Raw genomic sequence first — 19,582 nt, 5'->3', positions numbered from 1 at the left:
AAGGCTTAACCGCTCTGTTCATTCTGCTCTTCGGCAGGCAGGCGTCATGCTTCTCCCGTCTGCGCATCCCCGCCGTGACTGACGCTGAAGCCATTTATGCTGGAATATCCGGATATTAACATCAAAAGCACTGATGATAATGGCCAAACGGTGGTCGTCGATGACCGGTTAAACGCTGGGCTGCGACTCGGCGAACAGCTGGCTATCGCCTGTGACCAACGAATGCGCCAGCAGGCGAACTGGCCCCACGCCGTCCCCGGACAGCCTCGCTATTACCCCAGTCGACGCCAACATACCAGCGCTTTCATTCTGTTGCGGGAAACTCTGCGACGCTGATCTCATTGATAAATCTGTCAAATGCTATCGGTAAATGTTTTAGGTGCGTAACTATTAGGTTACGTGTAGGATTCAGCGCCATGTCTGAGCTTATCTCCTACGTCAGAATGATGAGAAAGCCAGCATAATGTGCCAGCCGTCCTCCACACCGGCTGCAAACATGGGCATTGACAGGAAACTGATACATCAATGAATACGAAACACGACACTGCAGCGGAGCACCATGCTGCAAAACGCCACTGGCTCAACTCACACGAAGCGGGTTATCACAAAGCGATGGGCAACCGTCAGGTACAGATGATCGCCATCGGCGGCGCCATCGGTACCGGTTTGTTCCTCGGCGCCGGGGCACGTTTACAAATGGCAGGGCCAGCGCTCGCACTGGTCTATCTGGTCTGCGGCATCTTCTCTTTCTTTATTCTTCGCGCGCTCGGCGAACTGGTTCTCCACCGCCCCTCGAGCGGCAGCTTCGTCTCTTATGCCAGGGAATTCCTCGGCGAAAAAGCCGCCTACGTGGCCGGCTGGATGTACTTCGTTAACTGGGCAATGACCGGGATCGTCGATATCACCGCCGTGGCGCTGTATATGCACTATTGGGGCGCCTTTGGCGATGTGCCGCAGTGGGTCTTCGCCCTTGGCGCGCTAGCCATCGTTGGCACCATGAACATGATCGGCGTGAAGTGGTTCGCCGAGATGGAGTTCTGGTTCGCACTGGTCAAAGTACTGGCGATCGTCGCGTTTCTCGTGGTCGGTACCATTTTCCTCGGCTCCGGTAAGCCGCTGGACGGTAATGCCACAGGCTTCCACCTGATCACCGATAACGGCGGCTTCTTCCCGCACGGCCTCCTGCCGGCGCTGGTGCTGGTGCAGGGCGTGGTCTTCGCCTTCGCCTCCATTGAGCTGGTGGGCACCGCGGCCGGTGAGTGTAAAGATCCGGAGAGGATGGTGCCGAAGGCCATCAACAGCGTGATCTGGCGTATCGGCCTGTTCTACGTTGGGTCGGTGGTGCTGCTGGTGCTGCTGCTGCCGTGGAACGCCTACCAGGCGGGACAGAGCCCGTTTGTTACCTTCTTCTCAAAACTGGGCGTGCCGTACATCGGCAGCGTGATGAACATCGTGGTATTAACCGCCGCCCTCTCCAGCCTTAACTCCGGCCTCTACAGCACCGGACGTATTCTGCGCTCCATGTCGATGGGGGGCTCCGCGCCGAAGTTCATGTCGAAGATGAGCCGTCACCACGTCCCTTACGCCGGGATCCTGGCGACGCTGGCGGTGTACGTGGTCGGGGTGTTCCTCAACTATCTGGTGCCGTCGCAGGTGTTTGAGATCGTCCTCAACGTCGCTTCGCTGGGGATCATTGCTTCCTGGGGCTTTATCGTGGTGTGTCAGATGCGTCTGCGCAAAGCGATTAAGGAAGGGAAAGCGGCTCAGGTGAGCTTCAGAATGCCGGGGGCGCCGTTCACCTCGTGGCTGACGCTGCTGTTCCTGTTTAGCGTGCTGGTGCTGATGGCCTTCGATTATCCGAACGGCACCTATACCATTGGCTCCATCCCGTTGCTGGCGGTGCTGTTGGTGGCGGGCTGGTTTGGCGTGCGTAAGCGCGTGCATGCGATTCACAGCACAGCGCCGACGCTCAAGCAGTAAATGGCAGGACTCCCGGTTTGTCCATCGCGGGCAAACCGGGAGGTCAGGACTTAGTTATCCTCAACCAACTGCGACACGTCGCTGCTATTAATCTCCCGCTTATTACCAGACTCATCGATATAGCTGGTCATCCCCGTTTCTTTATCCAGCTGCGGCTTGCCGTGAGTCACGATCGTCTGACCGCTTTTGGTGGTCATAACGTAGTTGGACGAACAGCCTGCCAGCAAGGCCAGCATCGCGCCGGCGCAAATCACCATGAATGGCTTTTTCATTTTATCTCCACTGATTACCACTGCCCGCGCGAGGCGGGAAAGGGGTAAGTGTATAACCATCTGGTTTATCAGGCCAATACGCGTTTGTAACAGAGGGTGAGATGCCGGGCGCGACCACCGGTGGCAGTGGTCGTCGCGCCCGGGGACCTTACAGCGCGATGCGGATCACATCGTCCGGGGCGGTGGCCTCTTTCTCACGGCTGGAAGCTTGTTTCACGCTGACGTACAGCGTTTTGCCGTCATCAGAGAGCGCCAGGCTGTTGGGATGGGTCGGCGTTTTAAAGGTCTTCACCACCTTATAACTCTTGCCGTCGATAACGCTCACCTCCCCCGCTTTACGATGCGTCACATAGGCTTCGTTGCGGGTGGGGTTGAACAGCACCGCCAGCGATTCCGGCGCGGCGATTTTCTCCAGCACCTTACCGTCGCGGGTATCGACCACCAGCACTTCCGGCTGCTTGCTGTCGGTAATAAAGGCGCGGTGGCCGGCGGTATCGAGGCTCAGGTTAAGGTAGAAATGCGCCTTGCCGTCATCCAGCAATTTTTTGCGCGACACAATGGTGTTGTTCTCGCTGTCGATGGTCAGCAGTTCGCCGTCGGCGTTGGTGGTATAGAGACGCTTATTCTGCGGGTCGATCGCCAGGCCGGTGGCCATCGCCCCGGTGCCGGTAATGGTCGTTTTCAGCTTCAGGGTAGCGCCGTCCACCACCCAAATCACGCTCTCTTTGCCCAGACCGGTAATGTAGACGGTGTTGGTTTGCTCATTGACCGCCAGCTCGCGCGGCTGCAGCGGGCGCACGGTTTCACTGCGCTGACGCTCGTCCAGCACCAGTCGCCCCTTCACGGCGCCGGTTTTGGCGTCAATGGCGGTGACGGTGCTGTCAACGGTATTGCCAAACCACAGCGTACCGGTGGCATGGTTGATAGCGGCGCCGAACGGCTTCAGATCGTTGTGAATAATCTGCGTCACGTCGAGGGTGGTGGGGTCAAGACGATACACAATCCCGCCCTTGTCCAGCGAACGACTCTGCGAAGTGGCAACCCATAGCGCGTTCTCCTGCTGGCTGTAGGCCATTTCGTAGGCCCCTTTTCCGACGGCCTTGCGCAGCATCTCTTCCGCGGCGTTGGCGCTAAAGCTGCCTGCCAGCAGCAGAGAAGTGAATAACAGTGAATGGCGCAGACGCGGCGCGGCAAACTGACGTAATGACATGACGACTCCCTTTGATAAACCTGTATGTGCTGACCCGACATCGCTTCCGGCGGCAAAGTCATGGCTCTACCTTGTTTTGAATGAGAATAGTAATCATTATTCTTATTAAAGTGGAGCGCTAATTGTTGTTGTTCGGTAAATTCGTCAGCCTTGAGCACTATCCGTTAACCAACGGCAGTTAATAATTTTCAAATATTTTACAAACGGGGTAACATATATACATATGTTCCATTTGGTTCGTCTCCCGAGTACTATCGATGAAAATCCTATCCGTGCGACATGCGGCCTTGCCGGCCCTGCTGCTGCCGCTCATCGCCGCCGCCCAGGCCGCCGATGAACAAACCATGGTGGTGACCGCTGCGCCAACCACCGTTTCTGAACTGGATACCCCCGCCGCCGTCAGCGTGGTCAATGGGGATGAGATGCGCCAGGCCGCGCCGCGCGTCAACCTTTCTGAATCGCTAGGCGCCGTGCCGGGCCTGCAGGTGCAGAACCGGCAAAACTATGCCCAGGATCTGCAGCTGTCGATTCGCGGCTTTGGCTCCCGCTCCACCTACGGCGTGCGCGGGCTGCGCATCTATGTGGACGGCATTCCGGCGACCATGCCCGACGGCCAGGGGCAGACGTCCAATATCGATATCGGCAGCGTCGACACCATTGAGGTGCTGCGCGGCCCCTTCTCTGCCCTCTACGGTAACTCGTCCGGCGGGGTGATCAACGTCACCAGCCAGACCGGCACCCAGCCGCCCACCGTGGAAGCCAGCAGCTACTATGGCAGCTTTGGCACCTGGCACTATGGAATGAAAGCCACCGGCGCCGTTGGCGACGGCAGCCACGCGGGCGATGTGGATTACACGGTGTCGACTAACCGCTTCACCACCCACGGCTATCGCGATCACAGCGGCGCGCGCAAAAATCTGGCCAACGCCCGGCTGGGGGTGCGTATCAACGACGTCAGTAAGCTGACTCTGCTGCTGAATAGTGTCGATATCAAAGCCAATGACGCCGGCGGATTAACCGCCGATGAATGGCGCGATAACCCGCGCCAGTCGCCGCGCGGCGACCAGTATAATACCCGCAAAAATACCCGGCAGACCCAGGCAGGTCTGCGCTATGAGCGCCAGCTGAGCGCCCAGGACGATCTCAGCGTCATGATGTACGCCGGGGAACGCGAAACCACCCAGTTCCAGTCGATCCCGCGCGCGCCGCAGCTGAAGCCGAGCCACGCCGGCGGGGTGATTGACCTCACCCGCCACTACCAGGGGATCGATACCCGGCTGACCCATCGCGGGGAGCTGCTGGTGCCGGTCACCCTGACCGCCGGTCTTGACTACGAGAACATGAGCGAGCGCCGCAAAGGCTATGAAAACTTTGTGATGGTCAACGGCGCGCCGCAGTATGGCGAACAGGGCGCGCTGCGTCGTAACGAACGCAACCTGATGTGGAACGTCGACCCTTACCTGCAGACCCAGTGGCAGCTCACCGACAAACTTTCGCTCGATGCCGGGGTGCGCTACAGCTCGGTATGGTTCGATTCGAATGACTACTACATCACGCCGGGCAATGGCGATGACAGCGGCGATGCCAGCTATCACAAATGGCTGCCCGCAGGCTCGCTGAAGTATGCCCTGACCGACGCGTGGAACGTCTACCTCTCCGCCGGCCGCGGCTTCGAGACGCCGACCATCAACGAACTGTCATACCGCTCCGATAACCAGAGCGGCCTTAATTTCGGCCTGAAGCCCTCCACCAACGACACGGTGGAGATCGGCAGCAAGACGCGGATCGGCAATGGGCTGCTCACCGCCGCCCTGTTCCAGACTGATACCGATAATGAGATCGTGGTCGACAGCAGCAGCGGCGGGCGCACCAGCTATAAAAACGCCGGCAAGACCCGTCGTCAGGGCATGGAGCTGGGACTGGATCAGCAGTTTGGCGAGAGCTGGCGCCTGAAGGCGGCCTGGACCTGGCTGGACGCGACCTATCGCACCAACGTCTGCGGCGACGCCAGCTGCAACGGCAACCGTATTCCGGGGATCGCGCGCAATATGGGTTACGCCTCCTTCGGCTATCAGCCGGAGCAGGGCTGGTACGCCGGGAGCGATATTCGCTACATGAGCGACATCATGGCGAACGACGAAAACACCGCCAAAGCCCCTTCCTGGACGGTGGTCGGCCTGACGACCGGCTATAAGTGGAGCTATGGCAGGATGGATATGGATCTGTTCGGCCGGGTCGACAACCTGTTCGACCGCGAATACGTCGGGTCCGTCATCGTTAACGAGTCCAACGGACGCTACTACGAGCCCGCGCCGGGACGCAACTATGGTATCGGGCTGAACCTCGCCTGGCGCTTCGAGTAACGCCCGGCTTCGCCCGCGGACCAGCGGGCGAAGGCGTTACCCTCAGGCGCTGGCGCCCGGGGCGCTGATTAAAGCAGGTTTCTCAGGGACAATTCGAAAATGATCTTTTCCGCCTGGCAGGAGAAGGCGATGGACAGATCGAGCTTCACCTCGTCGCCGGCGGCGGCGAGCGTGTAGTCAACCTGCGGCGGTTCACTGGCCGGCGCCGCCGCGGCGGCACGCTCGCGAACGGCGGCTACGGTTGACTCCGCTTCCTCGCGGCTCGGGAATAACTTCTCAGCCCGGTAGACGCAGTCCTCGTTATCAATGATTGTCCCGACATCAATGGCGCAGCCTTTGGTGCTGCATTTATCTACTACATCTTTCATCGTCATAACCTCTTGAGTTTTCTTAAGGATAAGAATCCGCTCGCCGAAAAGCAAACCATTAATATCCGTAAGGATTAGCGATTTTTATTCTATCGCGCCGCGCCGGACGCTAGCTTGCGCCATCGCAAGGCGAGGCCTGATGACGCAGGACCGCCGCGACTAACCGTGCGATTGCCGCTGCAACCGTGCTTGTCATCACACTATTCTGCACACTATCTCGTCTGCCTCGCGCCGCAGCGTTAGTCTGGTCACAGAACAACGCCAACAAGGAGCTGCTATGGCACTGCCGATTATGATTGATTGCGATCCGGGACATGATGACGCGATCGCCCTGGTCCTCGCCCTCGCCTCGCCGGAGCTGGAGGTGAAAGCCGTCACCGCCTCCGCAGGCAACCAGACCCCGGAGAAGACTCTGCGCAACGTGCTGCGTATGCTGACCTTGCTGAACCGCGCGGATATTCCGGTCGCCGGCGGCGCGTGGAAGCCGTTAATGCGCGATCTGATCATTGCCGATAATGTGCACGGGGAAAGCGGACTGGATGGCCCGAACCTGCCGGAGCCGGCCTTTTCGCCGCAAAACTGCACCGCCGTCGAGCTGATGGCCAGGGTGCTGCGCGAAAGTCAGGAGCCGGTGACGCTGGTAGCCACCGGGCCGCAGACGAACGTGGCGTTGCTGCTCGCCAGCCATCCTGAGCTGCACGCGAAGATCGCCCGCATCGTGATCATGGGTGGCGCCATGGGGCTGGGCAACTGGCAGCCGGCGGCGGAGTTTAATATCTACGTCGATCCGCAGGCGGCGGAGATGGTCTTTCAGTCGGGGATCCCGGTGGTGATGGCGGGCCTGGATGTCACCCACCGGGCGCAGATCCTTCCTGCGGATATTGAGCGATTCCGCCAGATTGGCAATCCGGTATCAACCATCGTCGCCGAATTGCTCGACTTCTTTATGGCCTACCACAAGGACGAAAAGTGGGGCTTCGACGGCGCGCCGCTCCACGACCCCTGCACCATCGCCTGGCTCCTCAAGCCGGAGCTCTTTACCACTATCGAGCGCTGGGTCGGCGTGGAAACGGAAGGAAAATATACCCAGGGGATGACGGTGGTCGATTACTACCATCTGACCGGCAATCTGCCCAATACCACCCTGCTGCTGGATGTGGACCGCGAAGCCTTTGTCGATCTGCTCGCCCAGCGGTTAGCCTTTTACGCCTGATATTCATGCAGCGCCTCTCTTCCCGGCCGGGAGAGAGGCGCATTCAGGCTAAACCCGGCGTATTAGTCGTCCGCCGACACGCGGATCACCACCTTACCAAAGTTTTCGCCTTTCAACAGGCCGATCAGCGCCTGCGGCGCCTGCTCCAGACCGTCAATCAGCTGTTCGCGATATTTAATTTTCCCCTCCTGCACCCAGCGCCCCATCTGCTGCTGGAATTCCGCGATCCGATGCCCGTAATCCTGGCCGATAATAAAGCCCTGCATCCGGATGCGTTTCTTGAGGATGGTCGCCATCAGCAACGGCAGACGATCCGGCCCATCCGGCAGACCGGTGGCGTTATAGCCGCTCACCAGCCCGCAGACCGGAACCCGGGCCGCGGTATTCAGCAGCGGCAGCACCGCGTCAAACACCTTGCCGCCGACGTTTTCGTAGTAGACGTCAATGCCCTGCGGGCAGGCCTGGGCCAGCTGTTCGGCAAAGTCCGCTGCGCGATGGTCAAGGCAGACATCAAAGCCTAAGGTGTCAACCGCATAGCGACACTTCTCCGCGCCGCCGGCGATGCCGACGGTACGGCAGCCCTTAATTTTGCCGATCTGTCCGACCGTGGCGCCCACCGGCCCGGTGGCCGCAGCGACCACCAGCGTGTCACCCGCCTTCGGCTGGCCAATGTCCAGCAACCCCATGTAGGCGGTGAAGCCCGGCATCCCCAGAACCCCCAGCGACCAGGACGGGTGCTGCGGGTTGTCCCCCAGCTTCACCAGTCCGCTGCCGTCGGAAAGCTCATAATCCTGCCAGCCGCTGTAGCCCAGCACCCAGTCGCCTGGTTGAAAATCATCATGCTGCGAGGTCACGACGCGACTCACGGTCCCGCCCACCATCACCGCGCCGATGGCCACCGGCGGTGAATAGGACGGCGCGTCGCTCATCCTCCCGCGCATATAGGGATCCAGCGATAAATAAACGGTACGCAGCAGAACCTGACCCGGCCCTGGCGTCGGTACCTCGCTCTCTTCCAGGCGGAAATGCTCTGCCGTCGGTTCACCATGGGGACGGGAAGCCAGTACCCAGCGGCGATGGCGTTGCGGTTGTTCTGTCATAGTAAACTCCTCTTGTTAGCAGACTGTACTGAGGCTAGCTGCTTTATGCGCAATGCGCTTTAACATTAAGAGCCGGATGGCGATTGATTAAGGCGCACCACCAGATAGACGCAGGTCTCTGCGGACTCATTGATAAAGCGGCAGTCGTTCGGCGGGCCGAGCTCCAGACAGTCCCCCGTCTGCATCTCGTGGCGGGTATTCCCTTCCATGAACACCAGTTCGCCCTGCTGCAGCCAAATCAGCTGGCGGGCCAGCGCGTAGGACGAGGCCGGCATCGGCACATCGCTGCCGGGCGGCAGCTCGATCTGCACCAGGTCAATGGGCAGATCGCTGCGCGGCGAGACGTGGCGACGGAGATAGTGGCTTTGCGGGTCGTGCCATACCGGCTGGCTGGCAAAACGCAGCAGCTTGCCCTCCTGCATTTCCGCCCGGGCGATCAGCGTTGACATACTGATCCCGAAGGCGCCGGAAAGGCGGCCCAGCATTGAGGCCGTCGGGCTGCTTTCACCGCGCTCGATCTTATGGATCATCGCCCGCGAGGCGCCGGCCCGTTCGGCGAGGTCGTTCAGCGACCAGCCGCGGGATTCGCGCTCGATGCGGATGCGCGCGCTGATGCGCTGATTGAGGTTGTCTTCTATAGTATTCATAACGTAACACTATAGTGTGCGCGCACGCATTACACAATCGCCCGTTGGGCCGCGCCCCCCCTGGCCCATCAGCAATATTTCGCTGAAAACGGATGACAGCGTGACGTTCATTATTGTAATAATAACGTACTACTATAGTGTACGATAACTGAGGTTTGCTATGTCCATCCGCCCTGCCATTAAAGACGATTGCGCGGCGATCGCCGAGATCTATAACCACGCCGTCGTGCATACCGCCGCTATCTGGAATGATAAAACCGTGGATACCGACAACCGCATCGCGTGGTTTGAAGCCCGCCAGCTGGTCGGCTTTCCGGTGCTGGTGAGCGAGGAAAACGGCGTCATCACCGGCTATTCCTCTTTTGGCGACTGGCGCGCGTTTGACGGCTTTCGCCACACCGTGGAGCATTCGGTGTACGTTCACCCCGACCATCAGGGGAAAGGCCTGGGTCGCAAACTGCTGGTTGCGCTGATCGCCGAAGCGCGGCGGCTGAATAAACATGTGATGGTCGCCGGGATCGAGTCGCAGAACCACGCCTCGCTGCACCTGCATGAAACGCTGGGCTTTATCACCACCGGGCAGATGCCGCAGGTGGGAACCAAATTTGGCCGCTGGCTGGATCTCACCTTTATGCAGCTGCAGCTGGATGCGCGCCAGGAACCGGACGGTAAGGCATGAATGCGTCGCTCACCCTCGCCTGTCTGGTGGCCGCCGGCGTAGGCCTGGTACTACAGAACACCCTGATGGTGCGCATCACCCAGTCGGCGTCGACGATCCTCATCGCCATGCTGCTCAATTCGCTGGTGGGTATCGTTATTTTCGTGATCCTGTTGCTCCTGCGCCAGGGCGCCGCTGGCTTTCAGGAGCTGGCCCTGAGCGTGAAGTGGTGGACGCTGATCCCTGGCCTGCTGGGGTCCTTTTTCGTTTTTGCCAGCATCAGCGGCTATCAAAACGTCGGCGCGGCCACCACCATTGCGGTACTGGTGGCCAGCCAGCTGGTCGGCGGGTTGATCATGGATTTAATTCGCGCCCACGGCGTACCGCTGCGAGCGCTGCTCGGGCCATTATGCGGCGCGGTGATGCTGGTGGTGGGCGCCTGGCTGGTGGCCAGACGCCAGTTCTGAGCGCCTCTTCAGAGGATCGCGCCGCCTTTGGTCAACTGCTCGCGGCGCGCGTCCTGCTCTTCCTGATGCTGTCGGCCATGGTGGGCGATAGCGGTGCGCAGGCGCTGCTGCTGGGTATAGCGCTCCTCACGACTGAGTTGCGCGTCATCGCTCAGGGCGATCAGCAGCTCATTCATATGAGCGATAACCCCCTCGGCAATAGTGTCATCGACTTTGACGATAACCTCATCCAGATGTGCCATCCTGTTCTCCTTTCGCTTAATTCAGCTTCGCTTTGGAAAAATCGCTGCCCATCATGCTCACGCGGTAGCCGCTGACGTTACTGCGGGTGGCATAGAAGGTCTTGCCGGTCGCCAGGGTGATCCACGGCGCCTGCTGGTAGAAGATCTCTTGCGCCTGTTCATAGAGCGTGGCGCGCGCCTGCGGATCGCTCACCAGCAGCGCTTTCTTCACCAGCGCGTCATACGACTTATCGCACCAGCGGGCGGCGTTAGAGCCGGTCTGGATATTATCACAGCTGAGCAGCGTGCCGGCAAAGTTGTCAGGGTCGCCATTGTCCGACATCCAGCCGTACAGCGCGCTATCGTGTTCACCTTTACGCATGCCGGCGAGGTATTCGCCCCACTCATAGCTGACGATCTTCGCTTTCACCCCGACTTTCGCCCAGTCATTTTGGATCATTTCAGCAATGCGTTTTGAGTTCGGGTTGTACGGACGTTGAACCGGCATCGACCACAGGGTCACTTCCGCCCCTTGCTCCAGACCCGCCTGCTTGAGCAGCGCTTTCGCTTTCTGCGGATCGTAGTCGTAGTCCGGGAGGTCTTTTTTATACCCGAGCATGGTGGACGGGATCGGTGACTTCGCCACCGTACCGGAATCGAGGAACACCGCCTTAACGATTGCCTGCTTGTCGGTGGCATAGTTTAACGCCTGGCGCACCAGCACATTATCAAACGGTTTTTTCTCCGTGTTAAACGCCAGGTAGCCGACGTTCAGCGCCTCGACGGCGTGCAGCGCCAGATCTTTATTGCCCTTAATTACCGGGAACTGAACCGGCGAAGGCGCAGGAATAATCTGGCACTCGTTAGTCTGCAGTTTCGCCAGGCGTGTCTCGACGTTTGGCGTGATGGAAAAGATTAAGTGCTTAGTCGGCACCTCGCCTTCCCAGTAGTGGGGATTGGCGATATAGCGGATTTGCGAATCCACTTTATACTGCTGCAGGGCATAGGGTCCGGTACCGACAGGCCAGTTATCAACGTTTTCCGGCGTCCCTTTCTTCAGCATCGCCTCGCCATACTCCGCCGACAGAATAGAGGCGAAGTCCATTCCCCAGTCGGCAAGAAACGCCGCGTTCGGTTCGTTAAGTACGAACTGGACGTGATAGTCATCGACCTTTTTCACCGACTTAATCAGCTTATCGAGGCCCACGTCGTGGAAGTACTCATAGTTCCCCTGCGACACCTTGTGATAAGGATGCTGAGGATCCATCTGGCGCAGTACGGAAAACAGGACGTCGTCGGCGTTAAAATCGCGGGTCGGTTTGAAGAATTTATTGCTGTTGAACTTCACCCCCTGACGCAGCGTGAAGGTCCAGGTCTTGCCATCCTCAGAGACGTGCCACTCGGTGGCCAGCGACGGGATCGGCGTGTTCTTCACCGGGTCAAAAGTGACCAGGCGGTTATACAGCACCTGCGAGCTGGCGACGAACGACGGGCCGGAGCTGGCGATCTGCGGGTTGAAAGACTCCGGGGAGGCCTCTGAGCAATAGACCAGCGTATCATTGCCCGCGGCCCATGCGGCGCTGACCGGCAACAGCGCGCTCAGCAGCAGCGCCAGCGTGGTTTTCCCTGTAGACATGGTTATAAGTCCTGATTATTGATTATAAGAACAGTAATAACAGCACAGCCCCTCGCCACCGGCAAATAATCAATGGCTATCACCTTATGCCAATCGCGCTGAATTTGCTGGTTTAATCGGCGTCGCGCTGCTTTTTGCGTCAGGCACGATTGGGATGTTGTGAGCTACGCACAATTCCGGCAAAAAAATGTGCGATAACCGCCCCGCTCACGCTCGCCATCAGCGGCGACCGGTACACTGGAGGGACCGCAGAACAAGAGGTTACTACCCCCATGACAATCACCTGCAATCTGTACATTGATGGCCAGTGGCATGATGCCGAAGACCGTCGGACCTTCACCCGGCGCCACCCGGCCCAAGACGATGTCGCTTCGGTTGCCGCTGCCGCCAGTCTCGCCGACGGCAAACGCTGCGTCGAGGCCGCGGCCAGCGCCTTCCCACAGTGGCGCAATACGCTCCCGGCGGAACGGCGTCGCTTACTGCTCGACGCGGCGGAACATATGCTGTTGCGGGAGGCTAAATTTATCGCCGCCATGGCGGCGGAAACCGGCGCGACCGCGCACTGGGCCGGATTTAACGTCCATCTGGCGGCTGATATCCTGCGCGAAGCGGCGGCGCTGACCACCCAGATTGAAGGACAGATCATTCCATCCAACGTGCCGGGCAATCTGGCGATGGGCGTCCGCCAGGGGGCTGGCGTGGTGCTGGGCATGGCGCCGTGGAACGCGCCGCTGATCCTTGCCACCCGGGCGCTGGCGACGCCGCTGGCCTGCGGCAACACGGTGATCCTCAAGGGCGCTGAGCTCTCCCCGGCGACACAAGGATTGATTATCGACGCCCTCGACGCGGCGGGCTTCCCGCCGGGTGTGGTGAACTATCTTACCTGCGCGCCGCAAGACGCGCCGGCGCTGGTGGAGTCGCTGATCGCCCATCCGGCGGTGCGGCGTGTCAACTTTACCGGCTCCACGCCGGTGGGGCGGATTATCGCCCGCACCTGCGGGCAGTATCTGAAACCAGCGGTGCTGGAGCTCGGTGGCAAAGCGCCGCTGCTGGTCCTCGACGATGCCGATATCGAACAGGCGGCGGCGGGCGCCATTTTTGGCGCCTTCGCCAACGCCGGACAGATCTGCATGTCCACCGAGCGCATTATTGTCGACAACGCCGTGGCGGAGCGCTTTATCCCTCTGCTGGCGAGGCGCGCCGCCTCTCTCCCCGCCAGCCTGACCGGCCCGGTGGTCGACATGAATACCGTCACCCGCTGCAACGCGTTAATCGACGATGCCTTAGCCAAGGGCGCCCGCCTGCTGACCGGCGGTAAAGCCAGCGATACCCACATGGCGCCGACCTTACTGGACGGCGTCACCCGCGAGATGCGGCTGTGGAACGAAGAGTCCTTCGGCCCGGTAAAAGCGATTATTCGGGTTAATAATGACGAAGAGGCGCTGGCGGTAGCCAACGACAGCGAATATGGCCTTTCCGCGGCGGTCTACAGCCGCGACAGCGCCAGAGCGTGGAACCTGGCGCAACGTCTGCAAACCGGCATTTGCCATATCAATGGTCCAACCGTTCATGATGAAGCGCAAATGCCGTTTGGCGGCTGCAAAGCCTCCGGCTATGGCCGGTTCGGCGGCCGGGCCGGAATTGCAGAATTCACTGAGCTGCGCTGGATAACGCTCCAGACCCAGCCCCGCGAACTGCCTTTCTGACGCCGTCTCCCCTTAGCCGTGGCTGGCGATGAGTTGCGCCAGCCCTTCCGGGTTTTCCCACGCCATCGAGTGCCCCGCGTGGGGCACAATCCCGACCGGGATCCCGTGCGCCTCTGCCCGTTCGATATCCGCATAAGGGAGCGACTGCTCGCCGACGATCAGCATCTTCTGACAGCGCAGCTGGCAGAGCTGGGTAAACCAGGGCGTGTCGCTGCCGTTTATCAGGCTGCTGGCGGCTCGCCAGACGGCCCAGGGGGCGCTGTTTTGCAAACAGCCGGCCCACGGCGAGCGCTCTTCCGCCAGCATCCTGGCGTAACCTTCAGCGATAAAGGCCCCCTCTGCCTGCGCCGCAATGCGTCTGCTGTACTCACCGCCTCCGGCGAACAGGTTGGGTTCAGACACCAGCAGCGTCGTCACTCGCTCCGCCAGCAGCCCTGCCGCTTCGATGGCGATGCTTCCACCCATGCTATGCCCATACAGCGCGAAGCGCTGCAGGCGCAGGTGGTTGAGGACCTGCTCCACAGCTTGCGCTTGCTTATGTATGTTGTAACTAAAGTCGTGCGGTTTATCGCTGTAGCCGAAGCCCGGGAGGTCGATAAGTATTTTGCGCCGCCCGTTGAGCGCGGGGTCGCTGGCGACGCGGGGGTAGTCGTAAGAGGACGCGCAGCCGAGGCCGTGGATAAACACCAGCGGAAGCCCCTCTCCCGGGAGATCGAGCCAGCGCAATGTGGCGCCTGCGACGGACGAAAAGAAACCGTTCACCTGTTTGCCTCCATGATAAGGTTACTGTGTTTTTATACAGTAACCTTACCTTTGCCGCCACCCTTTTCTGTCGTCCGCCGCCGGAAGGTTAAAACAGCGAGACGAGCAGCGCCATGGGGAAGCTGAACGGCCAGGTGGCACCGATCAACAGGGCCGCCAGCAGGCGGATCACCCAACTCTCTTTGGTTAAAAACCAGCTAATTACGGCACAGATCACGCCCATAATGGCGTAAAACACCAACATTTTTTGATATAACGTCATTCTTAGTTTTCCTTCCCTGAGGAGCGTTCCATGGTGGGATAATTATCTGCCATGACGTCGTGATTCAGAGATACCTGTATAACAAATTCAGAATCGGGCTCAATATTCAGAACAAAGCCTGATTCGTCTTAATCCGATAGCGCAACCGCGCCCGCCGTACTATACCTTTAGGGACTTACTCATTAAGGTGGCGTTATGGATGTCTCCAGCAAGACCGTCGTTATGATTAATGTCTGCGCCGCGTTCGCGCTTATCAGCCTGCTGTCGGTGAGATTTGGCTGGTTTTAATCATTTTACTCAGCAACGAAACCTAAAAAAGCAGCCCACTGGGCTGCTTTTTTAGGTGCGGAGGCTGGCGCCATTATCAGGGTCATAAACGCTACGGGCTGAATGGCCTGCGATAATAACCTTATTCATCTCAGGGTTATAATGAGGCAGAACATTCACTTTCTCATTATCCCATTCGGCAGCGGCGCAGACGGCCTGCCCCACTCCCGCGTTCTCACAGTCCTTAATACGTTTTGCCGGCGCGTTACCATAGCTCAGCGCCACGGTACCGATTGCCAGCAGAATAAAAGCCAAAATTTTCACAGCGACATCAACGTTAAAACCGAATATGCATGAAATGATCGCATGAGCGGCGGCGGAAAGTCAAACCCGGGAGCGTGCGCCACCGCGCTGGCGCGTATGGTGGATTGATTCGTCGGTGATTAAATATTGCGAATAAATATCACCCGCTGACTGCAAATATAAAAGCCTTATTTATAGTCGTGAAATAGTTTCTGTTCAGCGCAATCTGATTCATCTGATAAAGATAATATTTCGCCAATCGCAAATGAAAAGATTAGCGCGCCTTGACCGAAAATGCGATATACCACGCTGGCGCTGGATCTGAATAAGATAACAGGCGACTACAAGCTATTGTAACCAAACCTTTTCCTGTCTGGCCTCGCTGGCCAGGGCCCAAAATAGCGCTAAATGACAACAAATATCATTTGCCTTCTCTGCAGAGAATACTTACATTCATAACTATTGGTAATGTTTTTAGCGCAGTGCGCTTTTATATTTCGAGGTGGATATGTCCGGAATCATCACGCTGGTCATCGCGCTGATCCTGCTGGTCGCGGCGGTGTATAATCTTATTTCCTATATACGTGACCGTCGCAGCGCCAGCTTGCCGAGCAAAAAAACCAAACGCTGAACACGGTTAAAACAAATTCCTCCCTGCTCCAGCGTCGCTGGCATCCTCCTCTTCCTGGCTTACTGTGGACATAAAAAAGCCCCTGCCATCAGGCAGGGGCCGGTATCCGGTCGCAAACCGCGACGTTGCCGCCTCACCCGCAGGGCGCGATGCGCCCAGGGTGGCTGGCGAACCCCATCCGGCGCTTATCTCCGGCACTCACGATGGCTTAGCTCTTGAAGGGGTATTAGAATAATCTCACATCCCCCGCCGCGAGTTTTAACCATTTTTGCCATCGTGACTATTAGCGCACTAACACACCCATTGCGTAATAATCTTTTGCCGCTTAAGGGTCAATCCGTTAGCCATGTTTAACCATCACATGGCGAACCACGGTGTAATCCTCAAGGCCATACATCGACATGTCTTTCCCGTAGCCCGACAGCTTCTGGCCGCCATGCGGCATTTCACTCACCAGCATAAAGTGGGTGTTGACCCAGGTGCAGCCGTACTGCAGCCTGGCGCTGAGCCGGTGGGCGCGGCCAACATCTTTCGTCCACACCGAAGAGGCCAGCCCATACTGGGAGTCATTTGCCCAGCTCAGGGCCTGCGCTTCATCGCTGAAAGGCGTCACGCTGACCACCGGGCCAAACACTTCGCGCTGCACGATAGCGTCCTCCTGCCGGGCGCCGGCGAGCAGCGTCGGCTGGAAATAATAGCCGGCGCCATCAGCCCGATTGCCACCGGTAACCACTTTAATATGCGGTAGCGCCTTTGCGGCTTCCACCACGGCGCTGACCCGCTCAAGATGGGCCAGCGAGCTCAGCGGCCCCAGCTCGGTGGCGGCATCCTCCGGCGCCCCCATTTTCAGGCTGGCCACCGCCGCCCCAAGTTTCTCCACCAGCTGCTCATAAATACCCTGCTGGGCGTAGATCCGGCAGGCGGCCGTACAGTCCTGGCCGGCGTTGTAAAACCCGAAGGTCCGAACGCCATCCACTACCGCGTCGATATCCGCGTCGTCAAAGACGATGACCGGCGCCTTACCGCCCAGCTCCATATGGGTACGTTTTATCGACGAGGCGGTATGGCCGATGATATGGGCGCCGGTGGCAATCGACCCGGTCAGGGAAACCATCCGCACTTTCGCGTGAGCGGTCAGCGGATCGCCCACCGTTTTGCCGCGGCCGAACAGTACGTTGATCACCCCTTCCGGGAAAATATCTTTTGCCAGCTCTGCCAGCTTCAGCGCCGTCAGCGGCGTGATCTCGGAGGGTTTTATCACCACACAGTTGCCTGCCGCCAGCGCCGGGGCCAGCTTCCAGGCCGCCATCATCAGGGGATAGTTCCACGGCGCGATGGAGGCTACCACGCCCACCGGGTCGCGACGGATCATCGAGGTATGCCCTTCCAGATACTCTCCGGCCGCCATCCCCGGCAGGCAACGGGCGGCGCCGGCGAAGAAGCGGAAAACGTCCGCAATGGCCGGCATCTCATCGTTAAGCACGCAGTGCAGCGGCTTGCCGCAGTTCAGCGACTCCAGCTGCGCCAGGGGCTCCGCCTGCGCCGCGATGGCATCCGCCAGCTTCAGCAGACATTCCGCGCGCGTTTTCGGCGTCGTCTGGCTCCAGGCATCAAACGCCCGATCCGCCGCCTCAACGGCGGCATCCACCTGGGCCGCTGTCGCTTCGGCAATCTCCAGGATCACTTCGCCGGTCGCAGGGTTGTATACCGGCACCTTTTCGCCTTCACCTGCCACTAACTTACCGTTTATTAAGAGGTTGTGTTGCATAGCATTATCCTGTTTCATGGTTTTATTTCCCGTTTCCGGCGACGTTATCGCCGTCGCGGGTGAGCCACCAGGCCCCTAAGATTGGTATCGTTGTTACCAGCATCACCAACAGCGCGACAACGTTGGTGACGGGCACATCTCGCGGCCGCCCCAGCTGATTCAGTAACCACAGCGGCAAGGTTCGCTCATGCCCCGCGGTAAAAGTCGTGACGATGATTTCATCAAATGACAGGGCGAATGCCAGCATCCCGCCCGCCAGCAGCGCCGAACCCAGATTGGGTAGCACCACGTAGCGAAAGGTCTGCCAGCCAGTCGCCCCCAAATCCATCGAGGCCTCCACCAGGCTCCAGGAGGTCCTGCGGAAGCGAGCGATGACGTTGTTAAACACCACCACCACGCAGAAGGTCGCGTGCCCCACCACGATGGTCAGCAGACCAGGCTCCAGGCCGACCGCTTTAAAGGCTGTCAGGAGCGCCAGGCCGGTTATAATCCCCGGCAGGGCGATGGGCAGCAGCAGCAGTAGCGACACCGCGTTCTTACCAAAAAAGGTGCTCCGCCACAGGGCGCCTGCAGCAAGCGTGCCAAGCACTAAGGCAATGGCCGTCGACAGGGCGGCGATCTTAAGTGACAACGTCACTGCTTCCAAAATATCGCTGCGCCCTGCCGCCTCACTGAACCAGCGCAGCGTCAGCCCCTGCGGCGGAAAGCTGAAGGCAGCATCTTCGGTATTAAAAGCATAGATGGCGATGATCAGCAGCGGAAAGTGGAGGAACACCACCCCGCCCCATGTCGCCAGTTTCAGGTACCAGGGTGCGCGTTCAGAGTGCATCGAAGGCTCCCAGACGTTTCACGAACGCCAGATAAAGGGCAATCAGCACGATCGGCACGAGGGTAAACGCCGCCGCCATCGGCATATTGCCGATCGCCCCCTGCTGCGAGTAGACCATATTGCCGATAAAGTACCCCGGTGGGCCGACCAGTTGCGGCACGATAAAATCGCCCAGCGTCAGCGAAAAGGTGAAGATCGACCCGGCGGCAATTCCGGGAATAGCCAGCGGCAGGACCACGTAGCGAAAGGTCTGCCGTGGGGCAGCGCCAAGATCGGCCGAGGCCTGCAGCAGAGAGCCCGGAATACGCTCCAGCGCCGCCTGCACCGGCAGGATCATAAAAGGCAGCCAGATATAGACGAAGACCAGAAAGCGTCCGAGGCCGGAAGTGGATAAGGTGTTGCCGCCCACCGCCGCGACGGTCAACAGAGCGTTCAGCGCCCCTTCCAGCCCGAGATGGCCGAGGAACCACTGCGCTACGCCATCTTTGGCCAGCAGCAGCACCCACGCGTAGGCCTTGACGATATAGCTGGCCCACATCGGCAGCATGACCGCGATATAAAAGAAGGCCTTCATTTTGCAGCTGGTGTAGCGCGCCATATACCAGGCCATCGGCAGCGCCAGCAGGGCGCTGGCCAAGGTCACGCACAGCGCCATCACCAGGGTGCGGACGATAATGTCGTAGTTGGCGGGGTTGAACAATGCCTGCAGGTTGGCAAGCGTAAAGTCGCTGGTCACCGACATGGTGAAGTCGTCAAAAGTGTAGATACTCTGCCACAGCAGGGTCAGCAGCGAGCCCAGATAGACGATGCCAAACCACATCAACGGCCCAAGCAGCAGCAAAAACAGGCCCAGCGCCGGCCGGCGCCAGAAGATCCTCGATACGCGTCCGGCCTGCGCAGGAACAATCGCCATGGTCAT

Annotated in this window: 21 protein-coding genes and 1 pseudogene; 9 read left to right on the top strand and 13 right to left on the bottom strand. The window is 59.2% G+C overall.

What is annotated here, in order from left to right:
- Positions 1 to 84: 84 nt before the first annotated feature.
- Together GT756_RS09820 and ansP are read left to right on the top strand one after the other, a co-directional pair.
- Positions 85 to 336: pseudogene (locus GT756_RS09820) on the top strand (hypothetical protein); the annotation flags it as partial.
- A 189-nt stretch (positions 337 to 525) separates the two neighbouring features.
- Complete coding sequence (gene ansP, locus GT756_RS09815) at positions 526 to 1,980, top strand: L-asparagine permease (RefSeq protein ID WP_004202744.1); 1,455 nt, start codon at positions 526 to 528, stop codon at positions 1,978 to 1,980.
- A 50-nt stretch (positions 1,981 to 2,030) separates the two neighbouring features.
- On the opposite strand, the gene GT756_RS09810 is transcribed toward ansP, so the two are convergent.
- Positions 2,031 to 2,252, bottom strand: coding sequence for a YgdI/YgdR family lipoprotein (locus GT756_RS09810; RefSeq protein WP_002906779.1), 222 nt, complete (start codon positions 2,250 to 2,252; stop codon positions 2,031 to 2,033).
- Positions 2,253 to 2,400: 148 nt separating this feature from the next.
- Entirely contained in the window at positions 2,401 to 3,462 is a 1,062-nt protein-coding gene (locus GT756_RS09805; RefSeq protein ID WP_135683627.1) for a YncE family protein, read from the bottom strand.
- A 257-nt stretch (positions 3,463 to 3,719) separates the two neighbouring features.
- Between GT756_RS09805 and pqqU the strand changes: the two genes are divergently transcribed.
- Positions 3,720 to 5,825 (top strand): TonB-dependent receptor PqqU, encoded by a 2,106-nt coding sequence (pqqU, locus tag GT756_RS09800; protein WP_017900492.1) that lies wholly within the window; start codon positions 3,720 to 3,722, stop codon positions 5,823 to 5,825.
- 68 nt (positions 5,826 to 5,893) lie between these two features.
- Here pqqU and GT756_RS09795 read toward each other — a convergent pair whose 3' ends face one another.
- Positions 5,894 to 6,193 (bottom strand): DUF406 domain-containing protein, encoded by a 300-nt coding sequence (locus tag GT756_RS09795; RefSeq protein ID WP_020481014.1) that lies wholly within the window; start codon positions 6,191 to 6,193, stop codon positions 5,894 to 5,896.
- 277 nt (positions 6,194 to 6,470) lie between these two features.
- Here GT756_RS09795 and rihA point away from each other — a divergent pair, with 277 nt between their 5' ends.
- Positions 6,471 to 7,406, top strand: coding sequence for a pyrimidine-specific ribonucleoside hydrolase RihA (rihA, locus tag GT756_RS09790; protein ID WP_130971831.1), 936 nt, complete (start codon positions 6,471 to 6,473; stop codon positions 7,404 to 7,406).
- A gap of 62 nt (positions 7,407 to 7,468) precedes the next feature.
- On the opposite strand, the gene GT756_RS09785 is transcribed toward rihA, so the two are convergent.
- Positions 7,469 to 8,506 carry an NADP-dependent oxidoreductase gene (locus GT756_RS09785; RefSeq protein WP_017900489.1) on the bottom strand — a complete coding sequence of 346 codons (1,038 nt, stop codon included), beginning with the start codon at positions 8,504 to 8,506 and terminating at the stop codon, positions 7,469 to 7,471.
- A gap of 65 nt (positions 8,507 to 8,571) precedes the next feature.
- On the bottom strand, positions 8,572 to 9,153 hold the full coding sequence (locus GT756_RS09780; RefSeq protein ID WP_023318398.1) for an XRE family transcriptional regulator: 582 nt from the start codon (positions 9,151 to 9,153) through the stop codon (positions 8,572 to 8,574).
- Between the two features lie 160 nt (positions 9,154 to 9,313).
- Between GT756_RS09780 and GT756_RS09775 the strand changes: the two genes are divergently transcribed.
- Both GT756_RS09775 and GT756_RS09770 read left to right on the top strand, forming a co-directional pair.
- A complete protein-coding gene (locus GT756_RS09775) occupies positions 9,314 to 9,832 on the top strand; it encodes a GNAT family N-acetyltransferase (RefSeq protein ID WP_064177758.1) in 519 nt (172 codons plus the stop codon).
- Positions 9,829 to 10,278: a DMT family transporter gene (locus tag GT756_RS09770; RefSeq protein WP_064189676.1), complete on the top strand. Its 450-nt coding sequence runs from the start codon at positions 9,829 to 9,831 to the stop codon at positions 10,276 to 10,278. The genes GT756_RS09775 and GT756_RS09770 overlap by 4 nt, the downstream gene beginning before the upstream one ends.
- 8 nt (positions 10,279 to 10,286) lie before the next feature.
- Here GT756_RS09770 and GT756_RS09765 read toward each other — a convergent pair whose 3' ends face one another.
- Positions 10,287 to 10,520: a YdcY family protein gene (locus tag GT756_RS09765; protein ID WP_004202765.1), complete on the bottom strand. Its 234-nt coding sequence runs from the start codon at positions 10,518 to 10,520 to the stop codon at positions 10,287 to 10,289.
- A gap of 16 nt (positions 10,521 to 10,536) precedes the next feature.
- Positions 10,537 to 12,135, bottom strand: coding sequence for an ABC transporter substrate-binding protein (locus GT756_RS09760; RefSeq protein WP_004202766.1), 1,599 nt, complete (start codon positions 12,133 to 12,135; stop codon positions 10,537 to 10,539).
- 272 nt (positions 12,136 to 12,407) lie between these two features.
- On the opposite strand from GT756_RS09760, the gene GT756_RS09755 reads away from it, so the two are divergent.
- Positions 12,408 to 13,841 carry an aldehyde dehydrogenase gene (locus GT756_RS09755; RefSeq protein WP_049092992.1) on the top strand — a complete coding sequence of 478 codons (1,434 nt, stop codon included), beginning with the start codon at positions 12,408 to 12,410 and terminating at the stop codon, positions 13,839 to 13,841.
- Positions 13,842 to 13,853: 12 nt separating this feature from the next.
- Here the strand turns inward: GT756_RS09755 and GT756_RS09750 are convergent, their stop codons facing one another.
- Together GT756_RS09750 and GT756_RS09745 are read right to left on the bottom strand one after the other, a co-directional pair.
- Positions 13,854 to 14,603 (bottom strand): alpha/beta fold hydrolase, encoded by a 750-nt coding sequence (locus GT756_RS09750; protein ID WP_017900486.1) that lies wholly within the window; start codon positions 14,601 to 14,603, stop codon positions 13,854 to 13,856.
- Between the two features lie 88 nt (positions 14,604 to 14,691).
- Positions 14,692 to 14,865: a GhoT/OrtT family toxin gene (locus tag GT756_RS09745; protein ID WP_004202771.1), complete on the bottom strand. Its 174-nt coding sequence runs from the start codon at positions 14,863 to 14,865 to the stop codon at positions 14,692 to 14,694.
- A 195-nt stretch (positions 14,866 to 15,060) separates the two neighbouring features.
- Between GT756_RS09745 and yncL the strand changes: the two genes are divergently transcribed.
- A complete protein-coding gene (gene yncL, locus GT756_RS09740; protein ID WP_002906891.1) occupies positions 15,061 to 15,153 on the top strand; it encodes a stress response membrane protein YncL in 93 nt (30 codons plus the stop codon).
- Positions 15,154 to 15,204: 51 nt separating this feature from the next.
- Here the strand turns inward: yncL and GT756_RS09735 are convergent, their stop codons facing one another.
- Positions 15,205 to 15,456, bottom strand: a complete 252-nt coding sequence (locus GT756_RS09735) for a hypothetical protein (RefSeq protein ID WP_160124732.1) — start codon at positions 15,454 to 15,456, stop codon at positions 15,205 to 15,207.
- 487 nt (positions 15,457 to 15,943) lie between these two features.
- On the opposite strand from GT756_RS09735, the gene GT756_RS09730 reads away from it, so the two are divergent.
- Positions 15,944 to 16,066 (top strand): small membrane protein, encoded by a 123-nt coding sequence (locus GT756_RS09730; protein WP_004175940.1) that lies wholly within the window; start codon positions 15,944 to 15,946, stop codon positions 16,064 to 16,066.
- 340 nt (positions 16,067 to 16,406) lie between these two features.
- Here the strand turns inward: GT756_RS09730 and patD are convergent, their stop codons facing one another.
- From patD to GT756_RS09715, 3 genes are read right to left on the bottom strand one after another with little or no spacing between them, the layout of a single operon-like run.
- Positions 16,407 to 17,834, bottom strand: coding sequence for an aminobutyraldehyde dehydrogenase (gene patD, locus GT756_RS09725; RefSeq protein WP_160124731.1), 1,428 nt, complete (start codon positions 17,832 to 17,834; stop codon positions 16,407 to 16,409).
- 22 nt (positions 17,835 to 17,856) lie between these two features.
- Entirely contained in the window at positions 17,857 to 18,663 is an 807-nt protein-coding gene (locus GT756_RS09720) for an ABC transporter permease (protein WP_017900483.1), read from the bottom strand.
- The gene (locus tag GT756_RS09715; protein ID WP_160124730.1) at positions 18,653 to 19,582 is read right to left on the bottom strand and encodes an ABC transporter permease; all 930 of its coding nucleotides are present in this window, start codon (positions 19,580 to 19,582) and stop codon (positions 18,653 to 18,655) included. Before GT756_RS09715 ends, GT756_RS09720 begins: the two co-directional genes overlap by 11 nt.

The organism is Klebsiella sp. Q2, assembly GCF_009900705.1.
In the GTDB taxonomy this organism is placed as follows: domain Bacteria; phylum Pseudomonadota; class Gammaproteobacteria; order Enterobacterales; family Enterobacteriaceae; genus Klebsiella; species Klebsiella quasipneumoniae.
Note: the sequence above shows the minus strand (reverse complement) of the source record. Positions and strands in the feature narration are given on the sequence as shown.

What these genes read in the sequence shown, in the direction of transcription:
- GT756_RS09765 (WP_004202765.1), bottom strand. Translation starts at nt 10,520, where the DNA reads ATGGCACATCTGGATGAGGTTATCGTCAAAGTCGATGACACTATTGCC.
- rihA (WP_130971831.1), top strand. Translation starts at nt 6,471, where the DNA reads ATGGCACTGCCGATTATGATTGATTGCGATCCGGGACATGATGACGCG.
- GT756_RS09730 (WP_004175940.1), top strand. Translation starts at nt 15,944, where the DNA reads ATGTCCGGAATCATCACGCTGGTCATCGCGCTGATCCTGCTGGTCGCG.
- GT756_RS09795 (WP_020481014.1), bottom strand. Translation starts at nt 6,193, where the DNA reads ATGAAAGATGTAGTAGATAAATGCAGCACCAAAGGCTGCGCCATTGAT.
- GT756_RS09780 (WP_023318398.1), bottom strand. Translation starts at nt 9,153, where the DNA reads ATGAATACTATAGAAGACAACCTCAATCAGCGCATCAGCGCGCGCATC.
- GT756_RS09755 (WP_049092992.1), top strand. Translation starts at nt 12,408, where the DNA reads ATGACAATCACCTGCAATCTGTACATTGATGGCCAGTGGCATGATGCC.
- ansP (WP_004202744.1), top strand. Translation starts at nt 526, where the DNA reads ATGAATACGAAACACGACACTGCAGCGGAGCACCATGCTGCAAAACGC.
- patD (WP_160124731.1), bottom strand. Translation starts at nt 17,834, where the DNA reads ATGCAACACAACCTCTTAATAAACGGTAAGTTAGTGGCAGGTGAAGGC.
- pqqU (WP_017900492.1), top strand. Translation starts at nt 3,720, where the DNA reads ATGAAAATCCTATCCGTGCGACATGCGGCCTTGCCGGCCCTGCTGCTG.
- GT756_RS09770 (WP_064189676.1), top strand. Translation starts at nt 9,829, where the DNA reads ATGAATGCGTCGCTCACCCTCGCCTGTCTGGTGGCCGCCGGCGTAGGC.
- GT756_RS09805 (WP_135683627.1), bottom strand. Translation starts at nt 3,462, where the DNA reads ATGTCATTACGTCAGTTTGCCGCGCCGCGTCTGCGCCATTCACTGTTA.
- GT756_RS09745 (WP_004202771.1), bottom strand. Translation starts at nt 14,865, where the DNA reads ATGACGTTATATCAAAAAATGTTGGTGTTTTACGCCATTATGGGCGTG.
- GT756_RS09810 (WP_002906779.1), bottom strand. Translation starts at nt 2,252, where the DNA reads ATGAAAAAGCCATTCATGGTGATTTGCGCCGGCGCGATGCTGGCCTTG.
- GT756_RS09760 (WP_004202766.1), bottom strand. Translation starts at nt 12,135, where the DNA reads ATGTCTACAGGGAAAACCACGCTGGCGCTGCTGCTGAGCGCGCTGTTG.
- GT756_RS09775 (WP_064177758.1), top strand. Translation starts at nt 9,314, where the DNA reads ATGTCCATCCGCCCTGCCATTAAAGACGATTGCGCGGCGATCGCCGAG.
- GT756_RS09715 (WP_160124730.1), bottom strand. Translation starts at nt 19,582, where the DNA reads ATGACCATGGCGATTGTTCCTGCGCAGGCCGGACGCGTATCGAGGATC.
- GT756_RS09720 (WP_017900483.1), bottom strand. Translation starts at nt 18,663, where the DNA reads ATGCACTCTGAACGCGCACCCTGGTACCTGAAACTGGCGACATGGGGC.
- yncL (WP_002906891.1), top strand. Translation starts at nt 15,061, where the DNA reads ATGGATGTCTCCAGCAAGACCGTCGTTATGATTAATGTCTGCGCCGCG.
- GT756_RS09785 (WP_017900489.1), bottom strand. Translation starts at nt 8,506, where the DNA reads ATGACAGAACAACCGCAACGCCATCGCCGCTGGGTACTGGCTTCCCGT.